The sequence below is a fragment of the Citrobacter sp. Cpo032 genome, assembly GCF_030332975.1.
GTDB lineage: Bacteria > Pseudomonadota > Gammaproteobacteria > Enterobacterales > Enterobacteriaceae > Citrobacter > Citrobacter portucalensis.
Genome location: NZ_JAOWGU010000037.1, coordinates 25,857 through 49,592 on the forward strand (window position 1 = coordinate 25,857; position 23,736 = coordinate 49,592).

Consider the following 23,736-nt stretch of genomic DNA (forward strand, 5'->3'; position numbering starts at 1 on the left):
GTAGGATAAAGGCAGGTTTAGTGGTGCAGAGAGTCTGCCGGGGTGGCCACCGCTTCGTTGGCGACCAGGTTTTTATTAAAACGTTTGGCGTACAGCGCGGTGATAATCGGCACCAGAATGGCGGTGACAATTACGCTGGCGGCAACCAGCGCCGTAGCGGATGCGGCAACCGGTTCGAACGCCGGGTTAATCTGGGCGATAATCACCGGGTTTGCTACCGCAGCACCTGCTGCTGAAGAGGCTGCGACGCCTGCCGTACCGTTCCCGCCACCAATAACACGGTCAGCAATAATCAGCGGGATACCGGTGATGACGATAACCGCGACACCCAGCAGGATACCCAGCAGACCAGTATCAACGATCACGCTCAGGTTAATAGTGTTACCCAACGCGAAGCCGAAGAACGGGATCAACACCGGTGTGGCTTTGCTGAAGAAAGAACGCAGGTCGTGATCCAGGTTGCCCAACGTAAAGCCAATCAGGAACGGTAATACCGCGCCGATGAAATGGTGTGGCTCGAAGGAGGCCAGACCCGCAGAGCCGAGGATCACCATGGTCATTAACGGACCGGATTCCAGAGACATCAACACAAATGCGCCGGACTCTTCTTTGGTGCCGTACTGGTTCATCAGGCTGGCGTACAAACCACCGTTGGTCATGTCCATTGCGGAGACAATTGCCAAAACTGAGAGGCCTGCAAAGAACCCGGTTTGAATACCGGTATCAGGAATAAATGAAGCAGCAATCATTGCCACTACCCAAGCCACGGCTATTTTGGTTATTACCAGCGTACCGGACTTGCGTAATACCGTACCGGTTGCCCGCAAATCGATAGATGCGCCGATACAAAAAAACCACACTGCCAGAATCGGTACCGTTCCGCTGATCATTCCTTTGGTAAACGAACCGAAATACGCACCGGTATCCGGAGCTAACGTATTTAACACTGCGCCTAATAACAGAGGAATCAACATCATTCCGCCGGGGATGCGTTCAATCGTGGCTTTAATTTTCATAAACGTCCTCATGTCTTGTCGCTGCTAAAACTCGCGCAAGAGGGTAAAAATTAATAAATTCAAATGGTTACTGGTATCTCTTAACAAAGAAAATCGCTATCTCTTTGTTTTATAAAATCTAACGCGGCATACGTTGAGCGTGTTGCTGCTCCCAGGGATATTGCGTCTGGAATTAGTTTGCATTCATGGGAACATTGATTCAATCAAAATAAAACGATGTTTTAGTTATCTTCATCACATATTCCGCGCAAAAGTTTCCGGTCGCTCTGATTATTAAAAAAGCTGTGATCTTTTTGTGAAGGGATTAGGTGGTTTTTTTGCTAGCAGAATAATAGTGACCGCTGTGATTGTTGGTGCAATAAAGCGATTTATTCTTGTATTTAATTGTCAGTAAATCGCAAGCATTACATGTAAAAAAGCTGACTAAGAATGACCTAATTTACGCATGTTGACGAAATGAAAAACTATATGTGAAGTTGATCACAAATTTAAACGCTGTTAGGGTAAAGAGGTCATTAACCGCCCAATCAGGCGTCAACAGGTTCGGTTGTACTGTGCGTTTCTCGTCAGTGTAAGTAAACCTGCTACGCTTGTTACAGGGAATGCGCCTGTGCATTCCCCGCTCGGTGATGACCCTGACGCATGGGCGTTAGGGGACTCGAACTGGAGCGTGACAGGGCTAAGTCTATGAGGACGAGTATGCTAAAAAGGAAAAAAATAAAACCGATAACGCTGCGCGACGTTACCATCATTGATGACGGTAAATTGCGAAAAGCCATTACCGCAGCGTCGTTAGGTAATGCGATGGAGTGGTTCGATTTTGGTGTTTATGGATTTGTTGCTTACGCATTAGGTAAAGTGTTCTTCCCGGGGGCTGACCCCAGCGTGCAGATGGTTGCTGCACTCGCCACCTTCTCTGTTCCCTTTCTGATTCGACCGCTTGGCGGATTGTTCTTCGGTATGCTCGGCGATAAATACGGTCGTCAGAAGATACTCGCTATCACCATCGTGATCATGTCGATCAGTACATTCTGTATCGGTCTTATTCCCTCTTATGCCTCAATTGGTATCTGGGCACCGATTCTGCTGTTGCTGTGTAAGATGGCGCAGGGGTTCTCGGTCGGCGGAGAGTATACCGGGGCATCGATTTTTGTCGCAGAGTACTCGCCAGACCGTAAGCGCGGATTTATGGGCAGTTGGCTGGACTTCGGCTCGATTGCCGGGTTTGTGCTGGGCGCGGGCGTGGTGGTCCTGATCTCAACTATCGTCGGCGAGGATAACTTCCTTGAGTGGGGCTGGCGTATTCCGTTCTTCCTGGCGCTACCGTTAGGGCTGATTGGTTTGTACCTGCGCCATGCGCTGGAAGAGACGCCGGCGTTCCAGCAGCACGTGGATAAACTGGAGCAGGGCGATCGTCAGGGTCTGCAGGAAGGTCCTAAGGTCTCGTTTAAAGAGATTGCGACTAAGCACTGGCGCAGCCTGTTGGCATGTGTTGGTCTGGTGATTGCCACCAACGTCACCTACTACATGCTGCTCACCTATATGCCGAGCTATCTGTCGCATAACCTGCATTACTCTGAAGACCACGGCGTGTTGATTATTATTGCCATCATGATTGGTATGCTGTTTGTGCAGCCGATTATGGGGTTGCTCAGCGACCGTTTCGGGCGTCGTCCGTTTGTGATCATGGGCAGTATTGCGCTGTTTGTGCTGGCGATTCCGGCATTTATTCTGATTAACAGTAACGTTATCGGCCTGATTTTCGCCGGGTTGCTGATGTTGGCGGTGATCCTCAACTGCTTTACCGGGGTGATGGCGTCAACGTTACCGGCGATGTTCCCGACGCATATTCGCTACAGTGCGCTGGCCGCCGCGTTTAATATCTCGGTATTAATCGCCGGTCTGACTCCGACATTGGCCGCATGGCTGGTGGAAAGCTCGCAGAATCTGATGATGCCCGCTTATTATCTGATGGTGATTGCGGTAGTAGGTTTGATTACCGGCGTGACCATGAAAGAGACGGCTAATCAGCCGCTGAAAGGCGCGACACCTGCTGCTTCGGATATTCAGGAAGCGAAAGAGATCCTCGGCGAACACTACGATAACATTGAACAGAAAATCGAAGATATCGATCAGGAAATTGCTGAGCTACAGGTTAAGCGCACGCGTCTGGTGCAGCAGCATCCGCGTATTGAAGAGTAACGGTGTTATTGCCTGATGGCACTACGTTTATCAGGCCTACGGGCAGCATTGTACTCAGTAGGCCGGATAAGGCTCTAGCCGCCATCCGGCGCATGGCCAGGGCATTCGTGTTATTGCCTGATGGCACTACGTTTATCAGGCCTACGGGCAGCATTGTACTCAGTAGGCCGGATAAGGTGTCTTATGATATCAACTTAAGGTTGGCTTAATCTGTGTCAGGCAAACTCTCCTCCATAGTTTCGGAGGAGAGTGTCATGAAAACCCGTATTTATGAAAGTTTGACCACCGTGTGCAGCGTGCTGATCGTCAGCAGCTTTTTGTATGTGTGGGTGAGCTCTTACTGATTTTTCGCCAATTCCACCCATGCGCGAGTGCCGCTGGCTCCCTGGCGATTTTGCAAATAGAAATGCCCGTGATGTAACTGGGTGATGCGACTGACAATGCTCAGCCCCAGCCCAATCCCACCAAAACGGCTGTCCATACGGACGAATGCTTTACTTAACTCCCCGCATTTACTTTCATCAATGCCCGGCCCTTCATCTTCGACGGCCAGGACGGCATCATGCTCGGTGTTCAGGCTAATCGTAATATGGGTGCCTTCCGGGCTGTAACGATGCGCGTTTTCCACCAGATTTCGTAGCAGCATCCGCAACAGCGTAGCATCGCCACGCACGACAACGTCCGCCGCGCTTTGTGGCAGGAGCAGCGTCTGTTTACGTTGGTCCAGCATGGTGCTGAGTTCATCGTAGGAGGGTAGAATAACGTCCTCCAGCAGTTTGACATGCTGGTAGCTCCCGGCCGAAAACGACTGTCCGACGCGGGCGAGTTGCAGCAGCTGCGATACGCTGTCCATCATTTGATCAAGGCGGGCAATCAACGGCGTAACGTCGACCTTATGGGTTTTGGATAATAATTCCAGATGCAGGCGAACGCCTGACAGCGGTGTGCGCAGTTCGTGGGCGACATCGGCGGTAAATAAACGTTCGTTTTCAATAGTGCTGGTCAGCCGCGTTACCAGGTCATTGAGCGCTGAGACAACGGCCTGGATCTCAACGGTTGAGCTGTGAATTTCAATCGGGGCCAGGTTATCGGCTGCTCGTGCCTCTAACTCTTTTTGCAGATCGGCAAGGGGACGGGTAATACGTCGCACCGCCTGGTAGCAAATTAGCAGCGTCAGGCTGACCATAAAGATGCCGGGGACGATCAGGCTGGCGATAGCCTCGCGGATCTCATGCATGATGTGGCGATCGTTGTTACGGTTATCGCGCAGCGCCTGTTCGAATAACTGTATTTGCTCGGTACTTTCGTGCCACAACCAGAAGGTGCTAATGAGCTGAAAGACCAGCAGAATTAGACCGATCGTCAGTATTAACCGTTGGCGAAGAGGGAGAGGTCGTTTTAGATATTGCAGCAGCTTCACTTAGCTTTCCTCAGTGGCGACCAGCATATAGCCAAATCCCCTGACCGTGCGGATACGTGATTTCCCCACTTTATCGCGCAGATTATGGATGTGGACTTCCAGCGTATTGGTCGACGGTTCGTTATCCCAGCTGTAGATGTCGTTATACAGAATTTCCCGGTGAACAGGACTGCCTGCCTTGAGCATCAGACGCGACAGGAGCGCGTATTCTTTCGGCGTTAAGATAACCTCTTGTCCGTCCATCCACACCTGGCGACGACCGATATTCAGCGTCAGATTGCTGACAATTAATTCACTTTCACCCTGATTGTTGTGGCGACGCAGAAGTGCCCGGATGCGGGCGTGCAGTTCTTCCAGTGCGAACGGTTTGACCAGATAGTCATCGGCACCCACGTCCAGCCCGCTGACCCGGTCTTTGAGCGTGTCACGGGCGGTGAGGATCAGCACGGGGAGAGAGTATTTCTTCTGTCTGATGCGGGTCAGGAAGTGCAAGCCGTCTTCATCCGGCAAGCCCAGGTCCAGAACAACCAGACTGTAATGTCCGGTCTCCAGACACTGCTCGGCTGCACGGGCGGTTGACACGCCATCACAGGCGTAGCCTTCTGTTTGCGCAGCGAGTATCAGTCCCTGTAATAACAACGTATCGTCTTCAACAATCAGGATTTTCATTCGTTTAGCCTCCCCGGCAGGGTTGCAGAATATCATCTGCCGCCTGATATTTCTGTGTTTGCACGCCCGTTAATCCCAGCAGAGTTGAGAAGAGATTATCCTGCGAGAAGTCTTCTGAGCTTGCCCGTTTTTGCAAACATGTCTGAGAGACCTGATAGCGTTGCTGATAATCCTCGGAGAGCCACAGCAGCATCGGCACATGTTTTTGTGTATCTGGTGCAATCGAATACGGCAGGCCGTGCAAATAGACGCCATTTTCCCCTAAGGATTCGCCGTGATCGGAAAGATACACCAGGCTGGTGGTGAAATTATCCTGATGTTCTTTCAGTATATTGATCGCTTTATCAACAATATAGTCAACGTAAAGAATGGTGTTGTCGTAAGTATTGACCAACTGTTGCTGCGAACAGGTCTGGATTTCGTTGGTATCGCAGGTTGGCGTAAATTTCTTAAACTGCGCAGGATAGCGGTTGTAATAGGTCGGACCGTGGCTGCCGATGGTATGCAGCACAATCACGCCGTCGCCTTGCAGATTATTAATGTACTCTTCCAGCCCGTGGAACAGGACTTCATCGTAGCATTCACCGTCAATACACTGCCCTGGCAGGTTCAGCTTAGTCATATTCTGGTGTGGAACCCGGTCGCAAGCCCCTTTGCAGCCGCCGTCGTTATCGTTCCACAGAACGTTAATTCCCGCCCGCTGAATGATGTCGAGTACGCCTTCCTGATGCTGTGCCAGTTCTTCGTCGTAGTGCGCGCGTGGCATATCCGAGAACATGCAGGGTACTGATACTGCCGTTGCCGTTCCGCAGGATGTGGTGCGGGGGAAATAGACCACATCATCTTTTTCCAGCAGCGGGTTGGTCTGGCGCGAGTAGCCTGACAGCGAGAAGTTATCGCCGCGCGAGGTCTCGCCGAGAACCACAATCGTCAGGTTCTTACGCTTTTCTTTCACCATCAACGGATTGCGATGTGCATCCTCGCCAATGCGCACCAGCGGCAGGTGGGCCAGTCGCTGGTGTGAATACCAGGATGACGTTGCCACAATGCTGTTGGATGGACTGAGGGATTTCACCAGTTCTTTGTTGTTGCGAAACAGTGAGGCGTAATCTTTATAGAAGAACGCAGCGACCAGCACGATCAGCAGCGCGGAGATCAGAATGTTCGCGCCACGAAACAGTACGCTGCGCATAACTGGCGTGATCGGTTTAATTTTTACCCAGCAGGCAATGAGCGCGGCCAGAATGCCGCTCACCCCGAGTGTGATGAGCATTTGCGGCGTCAGCAAAGCAAAGGTTTCGGCGGGCGTAGTGTCCATCATATTGGCGATCATCGAGCGGTCGATGATGATGCCGTAGGTCATGATGAAATATTGGGCCGATGCACCAACCAGAATGAAAATGCACGCCACCAGGCGATTAAGCCACAGGAATGAGGCCAGCGTCAGCACGATGTTCATGACGCTGAACGCGACGACTGGCATTGATAAAAACACCAGCACGTTACGCACAGAGTCCAGAGGCAGGTCTTGCAGCACTTGTTTATAGAACGCAATGTTCAGGAAGGTCGCAAGATAAAATGAGATCAGCAGAAGCCAGCTGATTAGCCCGAGAGTGGGCCTTTTAAACAAGAGCTTTAACATTAAGGGGGTTCCATCGACTATGTGGCGCAAATCCTCTCAAAGTAAAATTAAGCCAACCTTAAGTTCTTAATGTTGATTTTTCGAAGAGCGGTAGGAGAACGTTGACCCGATGAACTTACGCCATCGGGCCACGACGATTGTTGGCGTTAGTTATTGTTTACCGGGGCATCCAGTGGATACGGGTTTTTATGGATCCGGTTGTAGTTCAGTGCGTACAGCGCGGTAATGATCATCAGCGTGACGAACGACCACATCACTTCTTTGGCGCCGGAACCGACAACCGCCCAGATGCAGTAGACAAAGGCGATAAAGGTCACCAGTAAGTACATCGGGCGTGCTTTACCAAAGTGGCCATGGCCGAGCAGCAGCAGCGCGGCGCAGGTGTACAGATACGGCACCAGGGTGAAGATAACGGAAACCGAAGAGACCAGACCAAACTCTTTTGCTGCGTTCGGCGACATGCTGCTGAACTGGAAGATGGTCATCAGGATGCCGACGATAATTAACCCGGCCACTGGCGTACCGGCTTTGTTCACGCGGGCAAAAATCGGTGGGAACAGGCCGTCATCGGCTGCGGCTTTGGCGGTTTGCCCGGCAAGCAGCGTCCAGCCGCCCAGAGAACCAAGACACCCGGCAGCAGCACAGAAGGAAACTATCGCCCCAGCGGTGTCACCCAGCGCCATACGTGCGGCATCACCGAACGGAGAGGCTGATACACGCAGCGCCGCGTTAGGGATCATACCCATGATTGCGGTGGTGGAGAGCACATAGCAAACAGCGGCAATCAGCACGCCGCCCATGGTAGCGATAGGTACGTTACGTTTGGGATTTTTAACCACGCCAGCCGCAACGGAGGCGCTTTCCACCCCGATAAATGACCACAAGGTGACGTTCAGAGTGCTTTGAATCGCGCCGAAGGTGTTCATCCCGCTGACGTTCCAGGCTGCCATATAGGTTTCACCGCGGAACCAGAACCAGCCGAAGACGGCAATCCCGACAATTGGCACCAGTGCCAGTACCGTTGCGACGGCCTGCACGCGGGTGATCATTTTCGGTCCGACAATGTTCAGTAATACGAAGATCCACAGCACTACGACGCAGGTCAGCGTCAGGACCAGCGGATCTTTTAAGATGGGGAAGAAGTAGCTCAGGTAACCGACGCCAATGACCACCATGGCGATGTTACCAATCCAGCAGGCCAGCCAGTACAGCACGTTGGTCTGGTAGCCCAAAAAAGGACCGAAGCAGCGGCGGGCGTAAGCATAAGAACCACCGGGACTGGAGTCTAAGGACGACATTTTGGCGTACACCATCGACAGTGCCAGAGCACCGATAATCGTGACCAACCATCCGTAGATTGCAATCCCGCCAGTTGACGCAAGGTTTGCGGGTAGCAGGAATACACCGGAACCCATAATATTCCCCGACACCATAAGGGTGACGGGGATTAAGCCCACTTTGTGAGCATCAGCATCCGTCGACATATTTTTTAACTCCTGATAAGGATAAATGACGCCTTATCATACCTCGTCAAAAGTCTGTTTAATGATGACGGAGCTGGGGTATCGCTAATGCTGATATTATTATGGCTTATCGCTAACTGATTAAAAATCAGGCGGCGGATGGCTCCCTATGTTGGCTAACATAATGCAGAGGCGTCATCCCATAGAACTCTTTGAATACGGAGATAAAGTATGAGGTACTGTTATATCCACACAGTTGAGAGACCTGAGAAATGTTTTTGCCGTCCATCAGTAATTGATTGACGGCATATCGCATGCGACATGTGGTAATTATTTGGCTGTAACTTGTATTTTCACTTTTGAGCTTTTTCTTTAACAAACTGGGACTCAGGCATAAGCAACTGGCAACCATGCTTAAATTCCAGTCTTTATGTATATCGCTCTCAATAATGTGATAAACGCTATCGCTGATACAGTTGCGTAGCATATACATGAGCAAAGAAATAAACTTTTTGCTGTCGAGAAAGCGTGATAACACCGTGAACAGTAGCGAGCGCGTACGCTCTCTTTCAGCTTCGTTCACTGTGTCCATTACGCTATGTTGGGCTGCCACCCTGAAGACATCCGGCGTCAGGCACGCGGCGGTCATCACTGGGCTGGCACTGCGTTGCCAGAGTGGGATCTGTGAAAGGTCTTTATTTAAAAAGCGCAGATAATCTTTAATGATATCGCGGCTGATATGTACGACCAATGCGTTATTAAGTGATGAGAAATCGATAATATTATTATCGCATGCCACCAGTGCCATATGATTAGCTTTTAAACTGATGGCTTCTTTACCGTTAATCCTTAACCAAACATCCTTCTCCGTTAATACAACAACACAAGCTTCTTTGCTGCAAAGCCTCATACCCAACTCCAGGAATATGAACATAAAACACCGTAGCTCAACATCAGATGAGCCAAATCGGCTAAATTGAAATTGTATGATGAAACCAGGACTGCAATAAAATAACGTGTCTGAAATTAATTACAATGTTTGGCGGGATTTTTCTTATGTACACATTTTTGTACGCAAGTGGAAAGGCGCTATTTGCGTATAAAAAAAGCGCGGGGTGGTCCCGCGCAAAAAGGTATGACAATGTTATTGTTTTGCAGCAATACTCAGGAATTACTCAAGCATGACATGTCTACCTTAAACATCGGACTATCTATAAAACGACATTATGCTTTCACGCACATAACGTGGTACACACCGTCAATAATTTCCGTTCCTTCGGTTTCATGTTCAAATCCAGGGAAGTGGTGGTCCCAGGACTGCAACGAACGTAGATAACTAATCTGCGGGCTATTGGCGTCGCCAAAGTTTTCCCCGGACAGCAGCATCGGAATTCCTGGTGGGTAAGGAATAACGGAATTCGCGGCTATACGACCCGGCAGATTTTCAATGGCCACCATCTCAACGTTATCGCTGACTATCGCGTTATAGGCTTCACGCGGGGTGATTTCAGCAACAGGCAGGCCGGAGTAGGCCGCGTTAAGACGTGCGCCTGGGTTGTTCTCTTTCAGCCAGGCGAACATGGTGTCGCCCAGATCGTGAATGCCCATGTTGGCGTAAGTGTCTGGATGTTCCTCAACCAGTTCTGGCATCACCTGTGCCAGCGGGGTATTGGCATCGTAATGGTGTTTGAAAGAGCACAACGTGTTGATCAGTGTGCCCCATTTCCCGCGGGTAATCCCCATGGAGAACAGGAACATAATCTGGAAATCGGTGGTACGGGTCGGCACGATGCCGTGACGGCCAAGCCAGGCGGTGACCAGTGCAGCCGGTACGCCGTTCTCTTCCAGTTCACCATCGTCGCCCATCCCCGGAGCCAGAATGCTGACTTTGATCGGGTCCAGCATGCTCCAGTTGTCCGGCAGGTCTTTAAATCCGTGCCAGGATTCACCCGGGCGCATTACCCAGCAGTTCTGGTCGGTGGTCAGGAGTTGGGTTGGCGCATCGGCAAAGTCATAGGTTTTGCCGGTCTGCGGATCGGTCACAATCTCTTTGTTCCACGGTTTGAAGAACCAGTCGCCTTCGGCGGTGAATTCTTTGTACAACCATGCCATGGCCTGACGGAAATCGACCGCTTCGTCGATCACTTCCTGGGTGAGCGACAGGCCGCTGTTACCGTCCATCATGGAGACCGCCACGTCGTTTGAGGCGCAGATGGCATACAGCGGAGAGGTAGTGGCGTGCATCATGTACGCCTGGTTAAAGCGGGAGAAGTTCACGGCCCCACGACCTTCACGAACGTGAATGTAAGATGCCTGAGAAAGCGCATTCAGCAGTTTGTGGGTCGAGTGGGTGGCAAAAACGGTAGGACCGTTATGATCGCCCGGCGCGCCACGCATGGCGTAGTGATCGGCGTAAATTGGGTTGAAGCGAGCATAGCCATACCAGGCCTCATCGAAGTGGATGCGATCGCTGGTTTGCGCGAGCAGGTCCTGGGCCTCTTTGGCGTTGTAGCAAACACCGTCGTAGGTACAGTTGGTCACAACGCTGTAAGACGGTTTTTGCCCGGCTTTACCTTTGGTCAGCGGGCTTTCGCTGATCTTTTTCTGCAATGTTTCAGGCTGCATTTCCTGCGGGTAGATAGGCCCGATAATGCCGTACCGGTTGCGGCTTGGCACCATGTACACCGGTTTTGCCCCGGTGAGGATAAGCCCCTGCTCGATGGATTTATGGCAGTTACGATCCAGCACCACGACGTCGTTGTCGGTCATACAAGCCTGCATGATGGTGCGGTTAGAGCCGGAAGTCCCGACCACTACGGACCAGGAGCGGTCAGCGCCAAACACGCGGGCGGCATATTTTTCGCTCTCGCCAAACGCGCCGGTATGATCCAGCAGCGAGCCGAGCGATGCGCGTTCAATACCCATGTCGCTACGGAATAAGTTTTCACCATAGTAATCATGGTAGAAACGACCGGCCGGCGTTTTGGTGAATCCGACGCCGCCCTGGTGACCCGGAGCTGCCCAGGAGTATTCATGGATGTCGCCGTACTTCATCAGCGCGCTGAACAGCGGTGGCAGAAGTTGTTGGCGGTAGCGGGTCATCGCCGCAACGGCGCGACCGGCGATAAAGTCTGCGGTATCTTCCAGAATCCAGGCGAATTCATCGACAAGCTCCAGCAGGTCGCGATCCAGCGATGCGGTGGCTTTTTCGCGATCGCCCAGCAGGAAAACGGGAACGTTTTGCTGGCGCTCGTGGAGCTTGCCGATCAATTGCCTGACGTTCAGGTGCTCGTCTTGTTGTTCCATTTGATAGCTGAACATCAGGCAATCAATGGCTTCATTGGCGGCGAGGATTGCGTAACCATCGTCGAATGAGGTGGACTTAATGACGGTAACATTTTGGCGGCTTAATGCGTCAGCCAGACGTTCGACAGCGCTACCGACCCAGGTGTCCTGATGCAGAAACTCACTTTCAACAATTAATACTTTCATCATCTTTTACCCGGTTGTGGAAAGGTTGCAATCTATGAATTGCAGACACACCGTATGAATGTGACGCAGGCAAGTATTATCCTGTCAAAATGGGCTGTAAAGCGGGTGAAAAATAGTCTGATTTGTGTTTAATTTGTTTTTAAACAGTAGGTTATGTTTGCTTGTTGGCGGTTTTTCACCGCCGTTTATCGACAGGGGGAATATTTTTTTGGCTGATACTGATATTGCCGAATGATATCAACCAGCGATTGTTTGCCGATGCTGCTGGCTTAGTTTGCGGTACTGCTGCGGCGACATGCCGACAAACTTGCTGAAGGTGTCATAAAAACGGCTGCTGGATCGGAATCCGGCGGTCAACGCAACGTCGAGAATGGTTTTATCGGTATCGCTAAGCAATGCGCGGACGTGATTAATCCGCATTGCCGTGATGTACTGCTTCAGGGTGAGTTGCATTACGCGTTGGAAAATCCCCATCGCGTAGTTGGCGTTGAGCTTCACGTGTTCCGCGACGTCGTTGATGGTGAGCGCCTGATCATAGTTGTCGGCAATAAAGCTCAGCATTTGGCTGACGTAAAACTGGGCGTGCCTCGACACGCTGTTTTTGTGGGTCCGCGAGGTTTTATTGACCAGGATAGGCTGCCAACCGGAAAGGCTAAACCGTTTGAGCATCAGACCAATTTCATCAATGGCGAGCTGGCGAATTTGTTCGTTCGGGTTGCTCAGTTCCTGTTGCCAGCGCTGAACCTCAAAGGTGCTCAACTGCTGCGACGCCAGCGATTTGATGACCATTCCATGGGTAACATGGTTGATCAGCTCGCGATCCAGCGGCCAGGAGAGGAAAAGGTGCATCGGTAAATTGAAGATAGCCATACTTTGGCAACTGCCCGGACGCGTGAGCTGATGCGGTGTACAGGCCCAGAATAGCGTGATGTGTCCCTGTTTTATCTGCACGACTTCGTTGTTGATAAGGTACTCGACGTCACCATCAAACGGAACATTGATCTCCACCTGCCCATGCCAGTGGCTGGCAGGCATAGCATGCGGTGAGCGCAACTCGATATCCATCCGTTGATATTCTGAGTACAGCGATAGCGGGCTGCGGGTTTGTTCTTCATCGCTACTGCACATGTGCGGATCGGGAGGGAGAGGCGATGTCGGTAATGTACTCATGGTTGCTCCATTTCCTGAATTATCAGAATCATGTCATTTAACACGTATTAAGGCTGAGAATCAGGACACAAATTGGACCGTTACCATTGAGCATAGCGACATTTTGCGGCCGCATACTCTGCTTTTTGGGTAATTTTGTCCCATAAACTCAGATCCAATAGGGCGCAGAGTGATGATCTGAGTTTATGGGAATGCTCAGCAGGGAAGTCGGAGGTTTTCATCTATGCGCTGTGCCACCATGACTGTGTTCACTAATGTTCTGGAGAGTCATGATGTCTGCACCCAAAATTACCTTTATCGGCGCCGGTTCCACGATTTTCGTCAAAAATATTCTTGGGGACGTCTTTCACCGCGATGCGCTTAAATCTGCGCATATCGCCTTGATGGATCTCGATCCTACGCGTCTGGAGGAGTCACACGTTGTTGTGCGCAAGTTGATGGATTCTGCGGGCGCGTCTGGACGAATCACCTGCTATACCGATCAAAAAGCAGCATTACAGGATGCTGATTTTGTGGTGGTCGCTTTCCAGATTGGCGGCTATGAACCTTGTACCGTCACCGATTTTACGGTGTGTAAACGCCATGGTCTGGAGCAGACGATTGCCGACACGCTGGGGCCGGGCGGTATTATGCGCGCGCTGCGCACCATCCCGCATTTATGGCAGATTTGTGAGGATATGACCGAAGTCTGTCCGCAGGCCACAATGCTTAACTACGTTAACCCGATGGCAATGAACACCTGGGCAATGTATGCGCGCTATCCGCATATTAAGCAGGTTGGGTTGTGTCATTCGGTGCAGGGGACGGCGGAGGAGTTGGCCCGCGATCTGAACATCGACCCTGCTTCTTTGCGCTATCGCAGTGCCGGGATCAACCATATGGCGTTTTATCTGGAGCTGGAGCGCAAAACGGCGGACGGTGCCTATGTGAATCTCTACCCGGAGCTGCTGGCGGCCTATGAATCCGGTCAGGCGCCGAAACCAAATATTCACGGAAATACCCGTTGCCAGAACATTGTGCGTTATGAAATGTTCAAAAAATTGGGGTATTTCGTCACCGAATCGTCGGAGCACTTCGCTGAATATACGCCGTGGTTTATCAAACCGGGACGTGAAGATCTGATTGAGCGCTATAAGGTGCCATTGGATGAATATCCGAAACGTTGTGTGGAACAGTTGGCGAACTGGAAAAAAGAGCTGGAAGAGTACAAAACGGCTGAGCGGATCGACATTAAACCGTCGCGCGAATATGCCAGCACTATCATGAACGCTATCTGGACCGGTGAACCGAGCGTCGTGTATGGCAACGTTCGCAATGACAATCTGATCGATAACCTGCCGCAAGGCTGCTGCGTTGAAGTCGCTTGTCTGGTCGATGCAAATGGTATTCAGCCAACGAAAGTCGGGACTCTCCCGTCACATTTGGCGGCCATGATGCAAACCAATATCAATGTTCAGACCCTGCTAACGGAAGCCATCTTGACGGAGAATCGCGATCGCGTTTATCACGCGGCGATGATGGATCCGCATACCGCCGCGGTACTGGGGATTGAAGAGATTTATGCTCTGGTGGACGACCTGATCGCGTCTCACGGCGACTGGCTGCCGGCCTGGCTGCACCGTTAATACACAATCACGCCGGGCATTGCATCCGGCGTTTAACCTCTGACGTTTCCTCTTACAGAAGGCGGGCGCTGGTAACAGCGACCCGATACCCTATGAGCATATCTCTGACAACAAAACTCAGTTATGGATTTGGAGCGTTTGGTAAGGATTTCGCCATCGGTATTGTGTACATGTACCTGATGTATTACTACACCGACGTAGTGGGATTATCGGTGGGGCTGGTCGGAACGTTGTTCCTGGCGGCAAGGATCTGGGATGCGGTAAACGATCCCATCATGGGCTGGATTGTGAACGCCACCCGATCGCGCTGGGGAAAATTTAAACCCTGGATCTTGCTCGGTACGCTGGCGAACTCATTGGTGCTGTTTTTGCTTTTTAGCGCACATCTTTTTGAGGGTACTGCGCAGGTCGTATTTGTTTGCGTGACGTATATATTATGGGGAATGACCTACACCATTATGGATATTCCATTCTGGTCACTGGTGCCAACCATTACGCTGGATAAACGCGAGCGTGAACAACTGGTGCCGTACCCCCGTTTCTTCGCCAGCCTTTCTGGGTTTGTTACCGCAGGCGTGACGCTGCCTTTTGTGAGCTATGTTGGCGGAGCAGATCGTGGTTTTGGTTTTCAGATGTTTACACTAATTCTCATCGCGTTCTTTATCGTTTCCACCGTTGTGACGCTACGGAATGTGCATGAGGTTTATTCGTCAGACAGTGAGGCCACGGCAGACAGCAGTCGTCTTGGGTTGAAAGCGATCGTTGGGCTCATCTATAAAAATGACCAGCTATCCTGCCTGTTAGGTATGGCACTGGCTTACAATATTGCATCTAATATCATTGCTGGCTTTGCCATTTACTATTTTACCTACGTGATTGGCGATGCAAGTCTCTTCCCGTACTACATGTCTTACGCAGGTGCGGCAAACTTGTTGACGCTGATTTTCTTTCCTCGGCTGGTAAACGCGTTGTCACGACGGATCTTGTGGGCTGGGGCATCGGTGTTGCCGGTGCTTAGCTGTAGCGTACTACTGGTGATGGCGCTGGCAGATTTCCATAATATCTTACTGATTGTTATAGCGGGTGTTTTACTGAATATTGGTTCTGCGCTTTTCTGGGTGTTGCAGGTCATTATGGTGGCGGATACCGTTGATTACGGCGAATACAAACTTAATGTTCGTTGTGAAAGTATCGCTTATTCGGTGCAGACAATGGTGGTAAAAGGTGGGTCAGCATTTGCCGCTTTCTTTATCGCGTTGATACTCGGAGTGATTAATTACGCGCCAAATGTCGCGCAGTCTGCCGAAACCATCGTTGGCATGCAGTTTATTATGATAGCGCTACCCGCACTCTTTTTTGTGGTGACCTTAGTCCTGTATTTCCGCTTTTATCGACTGAATGGCGACACCCTGCGCAGGATCCAGATCCATTTACTGGATAAGTATCGCAAGGTGCCGCAGCACCATGAGCAACCGGATATCCCGGCTATTGCGGTAGTGGCTCCAGGCGATGTGAAGGCATAGCGATGGAATGGCATTCGTTGATTGGGTATTTGGCGGCCAGCCTGACAACGCTCTCTTTCTTACCGCAAGCCATTAAGGTTATTACCACCCGCAACACGCAAGGCATCTCCGGTTTGATGTATGTGATGTTTGTGTGCGGGCTGGTTTTGTGGCTGATTTACGGATTATTGATTGAAGATACTGCCGTCAGCATGGCGAACTTTCTGACACTGTTGTTCGCCTTGCCGATTCTGGTTATCAAGTATCGCAGTAGGTAATGTAGATTGCCGGAGAAGCGTTAGCGCTCTCCGGCCGTTTTCAACTGCCGATTGTGCCAGCCCGCTAACGCGAGGACCGTTGTTAACGCACCGAGCAGGGCGCAGAACATGTCCGACTGGGTATCCCACGGGTCACCTTGCGTGCCAAGGAAGTCATCCGCACCTTGTCCCATTGCCAGCGCGGCCCACCATTCGATGAGTTCATACATTGCGCTAATCGCCAGTGCTACGCAGCAGACCAAAAATGCCAGCATCTTACGACCACGGACAATATTGCCGCGCACTAAAATCTCTCTTGCCGTCAGGGCTGGTACCAGCCCCTGGAAGAAGTGGCCCAGCTTGTCATAGGGGTTTCGACTGAGATCCAGCCATTCCTGAACCTGAAAACCGACGGGGACTTTGGCGTAGGTATACATCCCGCCTACCATCAGAATGATGGTGTGCAAGAAAATCAACGTATAAAGCAGCGGCGTCAATGGGTACTGCTTCATGGTAGCCAGCAACAGCGGGACGACAATAATGACTGGCGTGACTTCCATCAGCCAGGTGATTTTCTCAGAGGCAGAGATACCGGTGTAGATAAGAATCAGCGCCAGGATCAATGCACTGGTGCGCAAGATTGTGGGGTTCAGAGTGCGGAGCATTGCGAATTCACACGTAATGGAAAAGATCACTATTCCCTGTGAACGGCAAAAATTCAATACCAGTAAATGGGGGGATAAAGTTGGCCCGGGGGGATCGCTGGACTGACGCCAAAAATTTAGTGCCAGTCCAGTGCCGGGCCGAATGGGTTACTTCGCGCAGTTAGCGCATTGTTTGCTGACGATTTGCTGGAAGAAATCGTTGCCTTTGTCATCGACCAGAATGAAAGCCGGGAAATCTTCTACTTCGATTTTCCAGATAGCTTCCATACCCAGCTCCGGGTATTCCACGCATTCCAGATGCTTAATGCTCTGCTGCGCCAGTACCGCTGCTGGTCCACCGATGCTGCCCAAGTAGAAGCCGCCGTGTTTGTGGCAGGCGTCAGTCACCTGCTGGCTACGGTTACCTTTTGCCAGCATGATCATGCTGCCGCCGTGAGACTGCAACAGGTCAACGTAGGAGTCCATACGACCCGCGGTGGTTGGACCTAAAGAACCGGACGGGTAGCCTGCAGGGGTTTTGGCCGGACCCGCGTAGTAGATCGGATGATCTTTCACGTACTGCGGCAGACCTTCGCCGGACTCAATACGTTCTTTTAACTTCGCGTGGGCAATGTCACGACCAACAATGATAGTACCGCTCAGTGACAGACGAGTAGAAACCGGGTACTGAGAGAGCTGGGCGAGGATCTCTTTCATTGGGCGGTTAAGGTCAACTTTAACCACTTCGCCTTCGCCCGCCTGGCGCAGAGATTCCGGAATGTACTGACCTGGGTTATGTTCCAGTTTTTCAATCCAGATCCCTTCGCGGTTGATCTTGGCCTTGATGTTACGGTCTGCGGAGCAAGAAACGCCCATACCAACCGGGCAGGACGCGCCGTGGCGAGGAAGGCGGATCACGCGGATATCATGTGCGAAGTATTTCCCGCCGAACTGAGCACCAAGGCCGAGTTTCTGCGCTTCTTCCAGCAGTTCTTGTTCCAGTTGCAGATCGCGGAATGCCTGGCCGTGAGCATTGCCTTCAGTCGGCAGCGCGTCATAGTAGTGTGTGCTGGCCAGCTTCACCGTTTTGAGGGTGCTTTCCGCTGACGTACCACCAATAACGAATGCGATGTGATACGGCGGGCAAGCTGCGGTACCCAGCGTGCGCATTTTCTCAACCAGGAAGTTTTTCAGTTTGCCGGGAGTCAGCAGCGCTTTGGTTTCCTGATACAGATAGGTTTTGTTGGCTGAGCCGCCGCCTTTGGCCACGCACAGGAATTTGTATTCGTCACCGTCCACGCTGTACAGATCGATCTGTGCGGGCAGGTTGGTGCCGGTATTCACTTCTTTGTACATATCCAGCGCCGCATTTTGTGAGTAGCGCAGGTTATCTTCGATATAGGTATTAAATACGCCTTTGGAGAGCGCCGCTTCATCGCCGCCGCCGGTCCAAACACGCTGACCTTTTTTACCCATGATGATTGCCGTACCGGTGTCCTGGCAGGTTGGCAACACGCCTTTGGCGGCGATTTCGGAGTTTCTCAGGAACTGCAGCGCCACGTACTTATCGTTTTCGCTGGCTTCGGGATCATGGAGAATTGAGGCGACTTGCTGTTGGTGTTCTGGGCGGAGCATGAAGGAGGCATCGTGGAAGGCTTGCTGGGCCAGTAGTGTAAGTGCTTCAGGGGCTACTTTCAGGATTGTTTCGCCTTCAAACTCGCCGACGCTGACGTGATCGGATGTCAGCAGGTAGTACTCAGTTTTGTCTTCCCCCAGTGGGAAAGCCGCCTGGTAAGTGAATTCAACTTTTGACATTTGCTTCCAGCCTTTTCATTTTTCTCAGGAATTTTAAAATTCTCTGTGTCTTCATGGTGGCGTGCCGTACCAACGTGGACGGCACGCGAACTGTGATTACAGGAAACCGTACATTGCGGCGAAGATCCAACCAAAGACACAGGATACGCTTACGCCGATCAAGCCAGGCAGAATGAAGCTGTGGTTGATAACGAAGCGGCCGATGTGGGTGGTGCCGGAACGGTCAAACTGGATAGCAGCCAGATCGCTCGGGTAGGTCGGCAGAATGTAGTAACCGTAACATGCCGGAGCAGAAGCCACGATGTACGCGGGATCAACCCCGATTGCCAGCGCGACCGGAACAATCGCTGCCAGCGCCGCTGCCTGGGAGTTTACAAATTTGGATACCAGCAGCAGAACAATTGCATAGGCCCACGGATACTCTTTCACCATATTGCCCAGCACACCTTCGATTTCTGTCATGTGCGCGCCGAACATTGTTTCGGCCATCCAGGCAATACCGTACACCGCCACAATCGCGATCATACCGGAACGGAAGACTTCGTTTTTAGATATTGAAGCGGGATTGGTCTTCGTCAAGATAATAATCAGCGCACCGGTCAGCAGCATGAACATCTGGATAACCAGCACCATTGACAGCGGTTTGCCGCTAAAGGTAGGACGCAGCTCAGAGAACGCGCCAAGCACGGCAACAACGGCGATAGCAGCCAGGAAGATCCACATGGCCAGCCAGTTGCTTTTCGGCAGCTTTTTGTCTAACAGCGTGGCGGTATCGCCATACACATAGTTGTGGTTTTCAGGTACGGAAATGAACTTCTGGAACTCTTCATCTTTATCCAGATCCTTACCACGGAACCAACTGAAGATACCGATCGCCAGGATACCCAACAGGGTAGACGGGATGGTGATGCTGAGCAGGTCGAGGAATTCGAGATGCTTGCCTTCAAACGTTACGTTACCCAGCATTGCCACCAGTGACACCACGGCTACAGAAACCGGGCTGGCGATAATCCCCATCTGCGCGCCGATAGAACTCGCCGCCATCGGACGTTCCGGGCGAATATTGTTCTTAATGGCAACGTCATAAATGATTGGCAGGATGGTGTATACCACGTGCCCTGTACCGCAGAGAATCGTCAGGGTGCAGGTAACGAAAGGTGCGACGATGGAAACGTATTTTGGGTTACGGCGCAGCAGCTTTTCAGCGATTTGCAGCATAACGTCAAGGCCGCCGGAGGCTTGCAAGGTTGCCGATGCGGCCACCACGGCAATAATAACCAGCATGACATCTACAGGTGGTTTACCCGGCTGGAGATGGAAAACGAAAACCAGAATGACCAGGCCGATACCGCCTAATAAACCCAGCGCGATACCGCCCTTTCTGGCACCATAAAACAAACATATTAATATTATGAGAAGTTGTATACTAAATAACATTTTATTTACCCTCGCGAAAAACCCAGTCAATTTTTTGAAAAATGGATCTGTGCCACATTCTTTTTTGCCAGAATAAGCATCAAAAAATGGTCAGTATTCGATATGTCCGTATTTGCGATTAATGTTCAAATGTCTTGCTAGAATGTTTTTTTAAAGTTATGGCGATATTTAGTTTTTTTCTGTGGCTTTGATCAGAGGAGAGAATCCTCAGGCGATGGGAAGCAGAGCTGAACATGGAGAGCCGCGGTTGACGCTGTAATTTATCTGTTTTGCGTTTTCCGCTATTACATGAACCACCGACAGAATGAGTGAGTGGGTTATTTATGTGATCACGGTCACGCCATTTCATGATGTGATGAAGTTGGCGTGGGGATACTTTTATTTGCTCACAAAAATGTACGGTGTCCATGGTACGTAGCATGGTCTCCATTGCTACCAGTCTAGATTTTGTATGTCTGGTTAATTTCAGACTAATCCTTTATGGGTAAAAATACACACTCTGCGAGTTAGATAATACTTAATTAACTTTTGTTAGCGATTTTGAAATTAAAAACAGTGTGACGTTTGTCAATATTAAAATAATACATTTAACATGCCGGATACAAATATATTTGATCTAACGCAAATTTATAATTTTACAGTGCCAGATGGTGAAATTGGGATTTTTCATTATTTTAATAATTGTTACTTTCAAATAACAAATAATCCCAAGTGTATTTATTGGCAATATTGTTTAAGCAATGAGTAGTGTTCAGCCTGCACGCGATAACGATAAACAGGTCTGCCGGTCACGCCATAATGGATGCTGGTAAATAAGATGTGACAATTGACGAGCCAGATAAGGTATTTACGGCAAGAGACGCGCGAGATATTGACCTCGTTGGCCAGCTCATCCGTGGAGAACTCCTGATCCTGGTGCTCATCAATCCACTGACACAGCGTGCGTAACGTTTGTGGCGTTAACCCTTTAGGTAAGCGCCGTGCTTCCTGTTCATTGGAAGAGCTGCCGTGAATCAGCTGGTCAAGCTCAGACTGTTCATAATACTGATGCTTGTCCATCTCATTTTTCTTGTGCAGCCAGCCGGTGAGCGCTTCTTCAAACCGGGAAGCCTGGAAAGGTTTGATCAGGTAGTCAACAACACCGTAGTGAAGTGAATCTTTGATGGTGGTGGCATCAGCGGCGGAAGAGATGACGATGACATCACACTTGCAACCTTCGCTGTGCAGAACCGGTAGCAGGTCCAGACCGTTTTCTTTTTGCATATAAATATCTAGCAAAATCAGATCGATATGATGACCGCTATGAAAGATTATCTCTTTTGCTTTCTCCAGCGTGGAGGCTGTGCCGCAGCAGTGAAAACCGGAGAGTTGCGCGACATAACGGCGGTTTAATTCCGCTACCATTGCATCGTCATCGACAATTAAGACATTGATCATCTGCTGGCCCTCTCACCATTCCACGGTAACTGTACAAAAAATTGGGTGAAGATCCCAGGTTCAGACTCGACGGAAATATTACCGCCAACGTTTTCAACCTGTTGTTTAACAAGCGCTAAACCAACGCCCCGTTCGGTTCCTTTTGACGAAACGCCCTTCTCAAAGATGTGCTCAATGTTTTCGGGGGCAATCCCCGGACCATCGTCATTCACTTCGCAATGCAACCAGCCGTGTCGATAATGCAAGGATACGCTGATCTCACCACCAGGTTCTTGACCTAGCGCTTCCAGGGCGTTTTCAATCAGATTCCCCAGAACGGTAATCAGCACCGCCACCTGATCTTCGTTGCTATTTTCCGGTAACTGGCTTTCATTGCTAATGACCAGACTATGGCCTAAATCAGATGTGCGATTAATCTTACTGAGTAAAAATCCTGCGATCACCGGTGATTTTATTTTTCCTAACAGTGAGCCAATTTCTTCCTGATAATTGTTTGCGGTCTTCAGGATGTAATTTTCAAGCTGCTTATAACTTTTCAGATGCAATAATCCCAGAATCACGTGCAATTTATTCATGAATTCGTGGGATCGTTCACGAAGTGCGTCGGCATAGTTGACCATACCATCCAGACGTTGCATTAGTTTTCGGACTTCAGTCTTATCTCTGAATGTTGAAATGGCACCGATGATTTTACCGTTGCTGAGTACCGGGACCGTGTTAATTAAGAGTAGCCGATCCTTCACCATGATCTCTTCATCGCGGCGCGGCGTTCCGTCATGTAGTACCTGTGAAAAATCGACCACCTGTGACCACGCATGGCTGAGTGTGGAGAGCTGGGCATCATCTTGTGATTTGTGATAATCCAGCAGCTCCTGCGCAGCCTGGTTAATCAGGGTCACTTCACCGCATTCGTCAACGGCAATAACACCTTCCTTTATAGAGTGCAGCATCGCCTGGCGTTGTTCGAACAGATTGGAGATTTCATAAGGCTCCAGGCCAAACAGAATGCGCTTGAGGACTTTGACAAATACCCATGTACCGAGCAGTCCAACCAGTACGCCAAATAAGATTGACCAGATGATGCTGCCGCGGCTGTTATTGATCTGCTCAGTCACCCGGCTTAGCTCAAGGCCGATCGACACGACGCCAATCTGCCGGTGATGTTCGTCATAGATAGGAGTAAATACACGTAGAGCTTTAGCCAGGAATCCGCGATTAATGGCGACATTCTCTTTACCCTGCAGGGCCAGCAATATGTCATCACCTTTAAATGGCTGACCGATTCGCTGCGCTTCGGGATGGGAGTAACGAATGCTTTGCATATCAGTGACGACGATGAACAAAAAGTCGTTGCTCTTATTCACCGCCTGGGCAATCGCCTGAATGCCGCTTTCCTCGGGCTTTTTCATTAGTCCCTGGCGGATCTCCGGAGAGTTGGCTAGCGTTCGCGCGACCGCAAGCGCTTTACTCGCTAATGCATCGCGCGTCATGTTGCTGATCTGCGAGAAATAAATCAGATGAACGACAAGCAGCACGGAGAAGAGTACTGCACTAACCATGAGGATCACGGTGGTGCCAAGCTTCATCGGGCGTTTACGTATAGCAGTACGTTGCAGGGAGTATCTCATCACGGTCCTGAAATCACGGTTTGTGCGGGTATTATTGCCTGATGGGGTGCGTAATTCAAAGGTGGTAGGGATTATGGCGCTTAAGTTGTCAGTCCTTCTTCTTTATATAGCGTAGAGTGAATTTCTTTCTATATAGAGGTTTTCATACCGATTCTCTCCCTTTTTAGGGACGCTTACAGATAATTTCCTTACGATTGTGGATAACTCTGTGTGTAAATGGGTATAAAGCGGGGTTTTGCTGTGGAATGCAGCAGTCAGTCATTTTTCTGTCATTTAAGGGTTGCGGGCCGCAGGAAACTCCCTATAATGCGCCTCCA

18 protein-coding genes are annotated in these 23,736 nt (G+C 50.5%); 5 read left to right on the forward strand and 13 right to left on the reverse strand.

The annotated features are described in order from the left end of the window. Positions 1-17 precede the first annotated feature (17 nt). Positions 18-1,016: a 2-keto-3-deoxygluconate transporter gene (gene kdgT / locus OGY33_RS08820; protein WP_003826735.1), complete on the reverse strand. Its 999-nt coding sequence runs from the start codon at positions 1,014-1,016 to the stop codon at positions 18-20. Between the two features lie 699 nt (positions 1,017-1,715). Here kdgT and proP point away from each other — a divergent pair. Further along, entirely contained in the window at positions 1,716-3,218 is a 1,503-nt protein-coding gene (gene proP / locus OGY33_RS08825) for a glycine betaine/L-proline transporter ProP (RefSeq protein ID WP_003826737.1), read from the forward strand. Between the two features lie 254 nt (positions 3,219-3,472). After that, complete coding sequence (gene pmrR, locus OGY33_RS08830; RefSeq protein ID WP_003826741.1) at positions 3,473-3,562, forward strand: LpxT activity modulator PmrR; 90 nt, start codon at positions 3,473-3,475, stop codon at positions 3,560-3,562. Here the strand turns inward: pmrR and pmrB are convergent. The 7 genes from pmrB to melR form a co-directional block, all read right to left on the reverse strand. Further along, positions 3,556-4,629: a two-component system sensor histidine kinase PmrB gene (pmrB, locus tag OGY33_RS08835; protein ID WP_103015279.1), complete on the reverse strand. Its 1,074-nt coding sequence runs from the start codon at positions 4,627-4,629 to the stop codon at positions 3,556-3,558. The genes pmrR and pmrB overlap by 7 nt on opposite strands. Before the next feature lie 9 nt (positions 4,630-4,638). Then, positions 4,639-5,307 (reverse strand): two-component system response regulator PmrA, encoded by a 669-nt coding sequence (gene pmrA / locus OGY33_RS08840; protein WP_008786966.1) that lies wholly within the window; start codon positions 5,305-5,307, stop codon positions 4,639-4,641. Positions 5,308-5,311: 4 nt separating this feature from the next. After that, positions 5,312-6,949 carry a phosphoethanolamine transferase EptA gene (gene eptA / locus OGY33_RS08845; RefSeq protein WP_048215101.1) on the reverse strand — a complete coding sequence of 546 codons (1,638 nt, stop codon included), beginning with the start codon at positions 6,947-6,949 and terminating at the stop codon, positions 5,312-5,314. Positions 6,950-7,095: 146 nt separating this feature from the next. Then, the gene (adiC, locus tag OGY33_RS08850) at positions 7,096-8,433 is read right to left on the reverse strand and encodes an arginine/agmatine antiporter (protein ID WP_003031853.1); all 1,338 of its coding nucleotides are present in this window, start codon (positions 8,431-8,433) and stop codon (positions 7,096-7,098) included. A gap of 127 nt (positions 8,434-8,560) precedes the next feature. After that, a complete protein-coding gene (locus tag OGY33_RS08855) occupies positions 8,561-9,322 on the reverse strand; it encodes an AraC family transcriptional regulator (protein WP_008786968.1) in 762 nt (253 codons plus the stop codon). Between the two features lie 314 nt (positions 9,323-9,636). Continuing rightward, positions 9,637-11,904 carry an arginine decarboxylase gene (gene adiA / locus OGY33_RS08860; RefSeq protein WP_191239035.1) on the reverse strand — a complete coding sequence of 756 codons (2,268 nt, stop codon included), beginning with the start codon at positions 11,902-11,904 and terminating at the stop codon, positions 9,637-9,639. 237 nt (positions 11,905-12,141) lie between these two features. After that, a complete protein-coding gene (melR, locus tag OGY33_RS08865) occupies positions 12,142-13,074 on the reverse strand; it encodes a transcriptional regulator MelR (protein WP_003826756.1) in 933 nt (310 codons plus the stop codon). 269 nt (positions 13,075-13,343) lie between these two features. On the opposite strand from melR, the gene melA reads away from it, so the two are divergent. From melA to OGY33_RS08880, 3 genes are all read left to right on the forward strand, one after another. Then, complete coding sequence (gene melA, locus OGY33_RS08870) at positions 13,344-14,699, forward strand: alpha-galactosidase (RefSeq protein ID WP_008786970.1); 1,356 nt, start codon at positions 13,344-13,346, stop codon at positions 14,697-14,699. A gap of 92 nt (positions 14,700-14,791) precedes the next feature. Beyond that, entirely contained in the window at positions 14,792-16,222 is a 1,431-nt protein-coding gene (gene melB, locus OGY33_RS08875) for a melibiose:sodium transporter MelB (RefSeq protein WP_032942138.1), read from the forward strand. Between the two features lie 2 nt (positions 16,223-16,224). Next, positions 16,225-16,479 (forward strand): SemiSWEET transporter, encoded by a 255-nt coding sequence (locus tag OGY33_RS08880; RefSeq protein ID WP_032942140.1) that lies wholly within the window; start codon positions 16,225-16,227, stop codon positions 16,477-16,479. Positions 16,480-16,499: 20 nt separating this feature from the next. Here the strand turns inward: OGY33_RS08880 and OGY33_RS08885 are convergent, their stop codons facing one another. The 5 genes from OGY33_RS08885 to OGY33_RS08905 form a co-directional block, all read right to left on the reverse strand. Continuing rightward, complete coding sequence (locus tag OGY33_RS08885; protein ID WP_191238924.1) at positions 16,500-17,123, reverse strand: DUF2238 domain-containing protein; 624 nt, start codon at positions 17,121-17,123, stop codon at positions 16,500-16,502. A gap of 147 nt (positions 17,124-17,270) precedes the next feature. Continuing rightward, positions 17,271-18,917, reverse strand: a complete 1,647-nt coding sequence (gene fumA / locus OGY33_RS08890) for a class I fumarate hydratase FumA (protein WP_008786974.1) — start codon at positions 18,915-18,917, stop codon at positions 17,271-17,273. 96 nt (positions 18,918-19,013) lie between these two features. Continuing rightward, the gene (gene dcuB / locus OGY33_RS08895; RefSeq protein ID WP_003031873.1) at positions 19,014-20,354 is read right to left on the reverse strand and encodes an anaerobic C4-dicarboxylate transporter DcuB; all 1,341 of its coding nucleotides are present in this window, start codon (positions 20,352-20,354) and stop codon (positions 19,014-19,016) included. Positions 20,355-21,071: 717 nt separating this feature from the next. Then, positions 21,072-21,791 carry a two-component system response regulator DcuR gene (gene dcuR / locus OGY33_RS08900; protein ID WP_008786975.1) on the reverse strand — a complete coding sequence of 240 codons (720 nt, stop codon included), beginning with the start codon at positions 21,789-21,791 and terminating at the stop codon, positions 21,072-21,074. Beyond that, positions 21,788-23,419 (reverse strand): sensor histidine kinase, encoded by a 1,632-nt coding sequence (locus OGY33_RS08905; protein WP_003826772.1) that lies wholly within the window; start codon positions 23,417-23,419, stop codon positions 21,788-21,790. The genes dcuR and OGY33_RS08905 overlap by 4 nt, the downstream gene beginning before the upstream one ends. Positions 23,420-23,736 lie beyond the last annotated feature (317 nt).

What these genes read in the sequence shown, in the direction of transcription:
- kdgT (WP_003826735.1), bottom strand. Translation starts at nt 1,016, where the DNA reads ATGAAAATTAAAGCCACGATTGAACGCATCCCCGGCGGAATGATGTTG.
- proP (WP_003826737.1), top strand. Translation starts at nt 1,716, where the DNA reads ATGCTAAAAAGGAAAAAAATAAAACCGATAACGCTGCGCGACGTTACC.
- pmrR (WP_003826741.1), top strand. Translation starts at nt 3,473, where the DNA reads ATGAAAACCCGTATTTATGAAAGTTTGACCACCGTGTGCAGCGTGCTG.
- pmrA (WP_008786966.1), bottom strand. Translation starts at nt 5,307, where the DNA reads ATGAAAATCCTGATTGTTGAAGACGATACGTTGTTATTACAGGGACTG.
- eptA (WP_048215101.1), bottom strand. Translation starts at nt 6,949, where the DNA reads ATGTTAAAGCTCTTGTTTAAAAGGCCCACTCTCGGGCTAATCAGCTGG.
- adiC (WP_003031853.1), bottom strand. Translation starts at nt 8,433, where the DNA reads ATGTCGACGGATGCTGATGCTCACAAAGTGGGCTTAATCCCCGTCACC.
- OGY33_RS08855 (WP_008786968.1), bottom strand. Translation starts at nt 9,322, where the DNA reads ATGAGGCTTTGCAGCAAAGAAGCTTGTGTTGTTGTATTAACGGAGAAG.
- adiA (WP_191239035.1), bottom strand. Translation starts at nt 11,904, where the DNA reads ATGAAAGTATTAATTGTTGAAAGTGAGTTTCTGCATCAGGACACCTGG.
- melR (WP_003826756.1), bottom strand. Translation starts at nt 13,074, where the DNA reads ATGAGTACATTACCGACATCGCCTCTCCCTCCCGATCCGCACATGTGC.
- melA (WP_008786970.1), top strand. Translation starts at nt 13,344, where the DNA reads ATGATGTCTGCACCCAAAATTACCTTTATCGGCGCCGGTTCCACGATT.
- melB (WP_032942138.1), top strand. Translation starts at nt 14,792, where the DNA reads ATGAGCATATCTCTGACAACAAAACTCAGTTATGGATTTGGAGCGTTT.
- OGY33_RS08880 (WP_032942140.1), top strand. Translation starts at nt 16,225, where the DNA reads ATGGAATGGCATTCGTTGATTGGGTATTTGGCGGCCAGCCTGACAACG.
- OGY33_RS08885 (WP_191238924.1), bottom strand. Translation starts at nt 17,123, where the DNA reads ATGCTCCGCACTCTGAACCCCACAATCTTGCGCACCAGTGCATTGATC.
- fumA (WP_008786974.1), bottom strand. Translation starts at nt 18,917, where the DNA reads ATGTCAAAAGTTGAATTCACTTACCAGGCGGCTTTCCCACTGGGGGAA.
- dcuB (WP_003031873.1), bottom strand. Translation starts at nt 20,354, where the DNA reads ATGTTATTTAGTATACAACTTCTCATAATATTAATATGTTTGTTTTAT.
- dcuR (WP_008786975.1), bottom strand. Translation starts at nt 21,791, where the DNA reads ATGATCAATGTCTTAATTGTCGATGACGATGCAATGGTAGCGGAATTA.
- OGY33_RS08905 (WP_003826772.1), bottom strand. Translation starts at nt 23,419, where the DNA reads ATGAGATACTCCCTGCAACGTACTGCTATACGTAAACGCCCGATGAAG.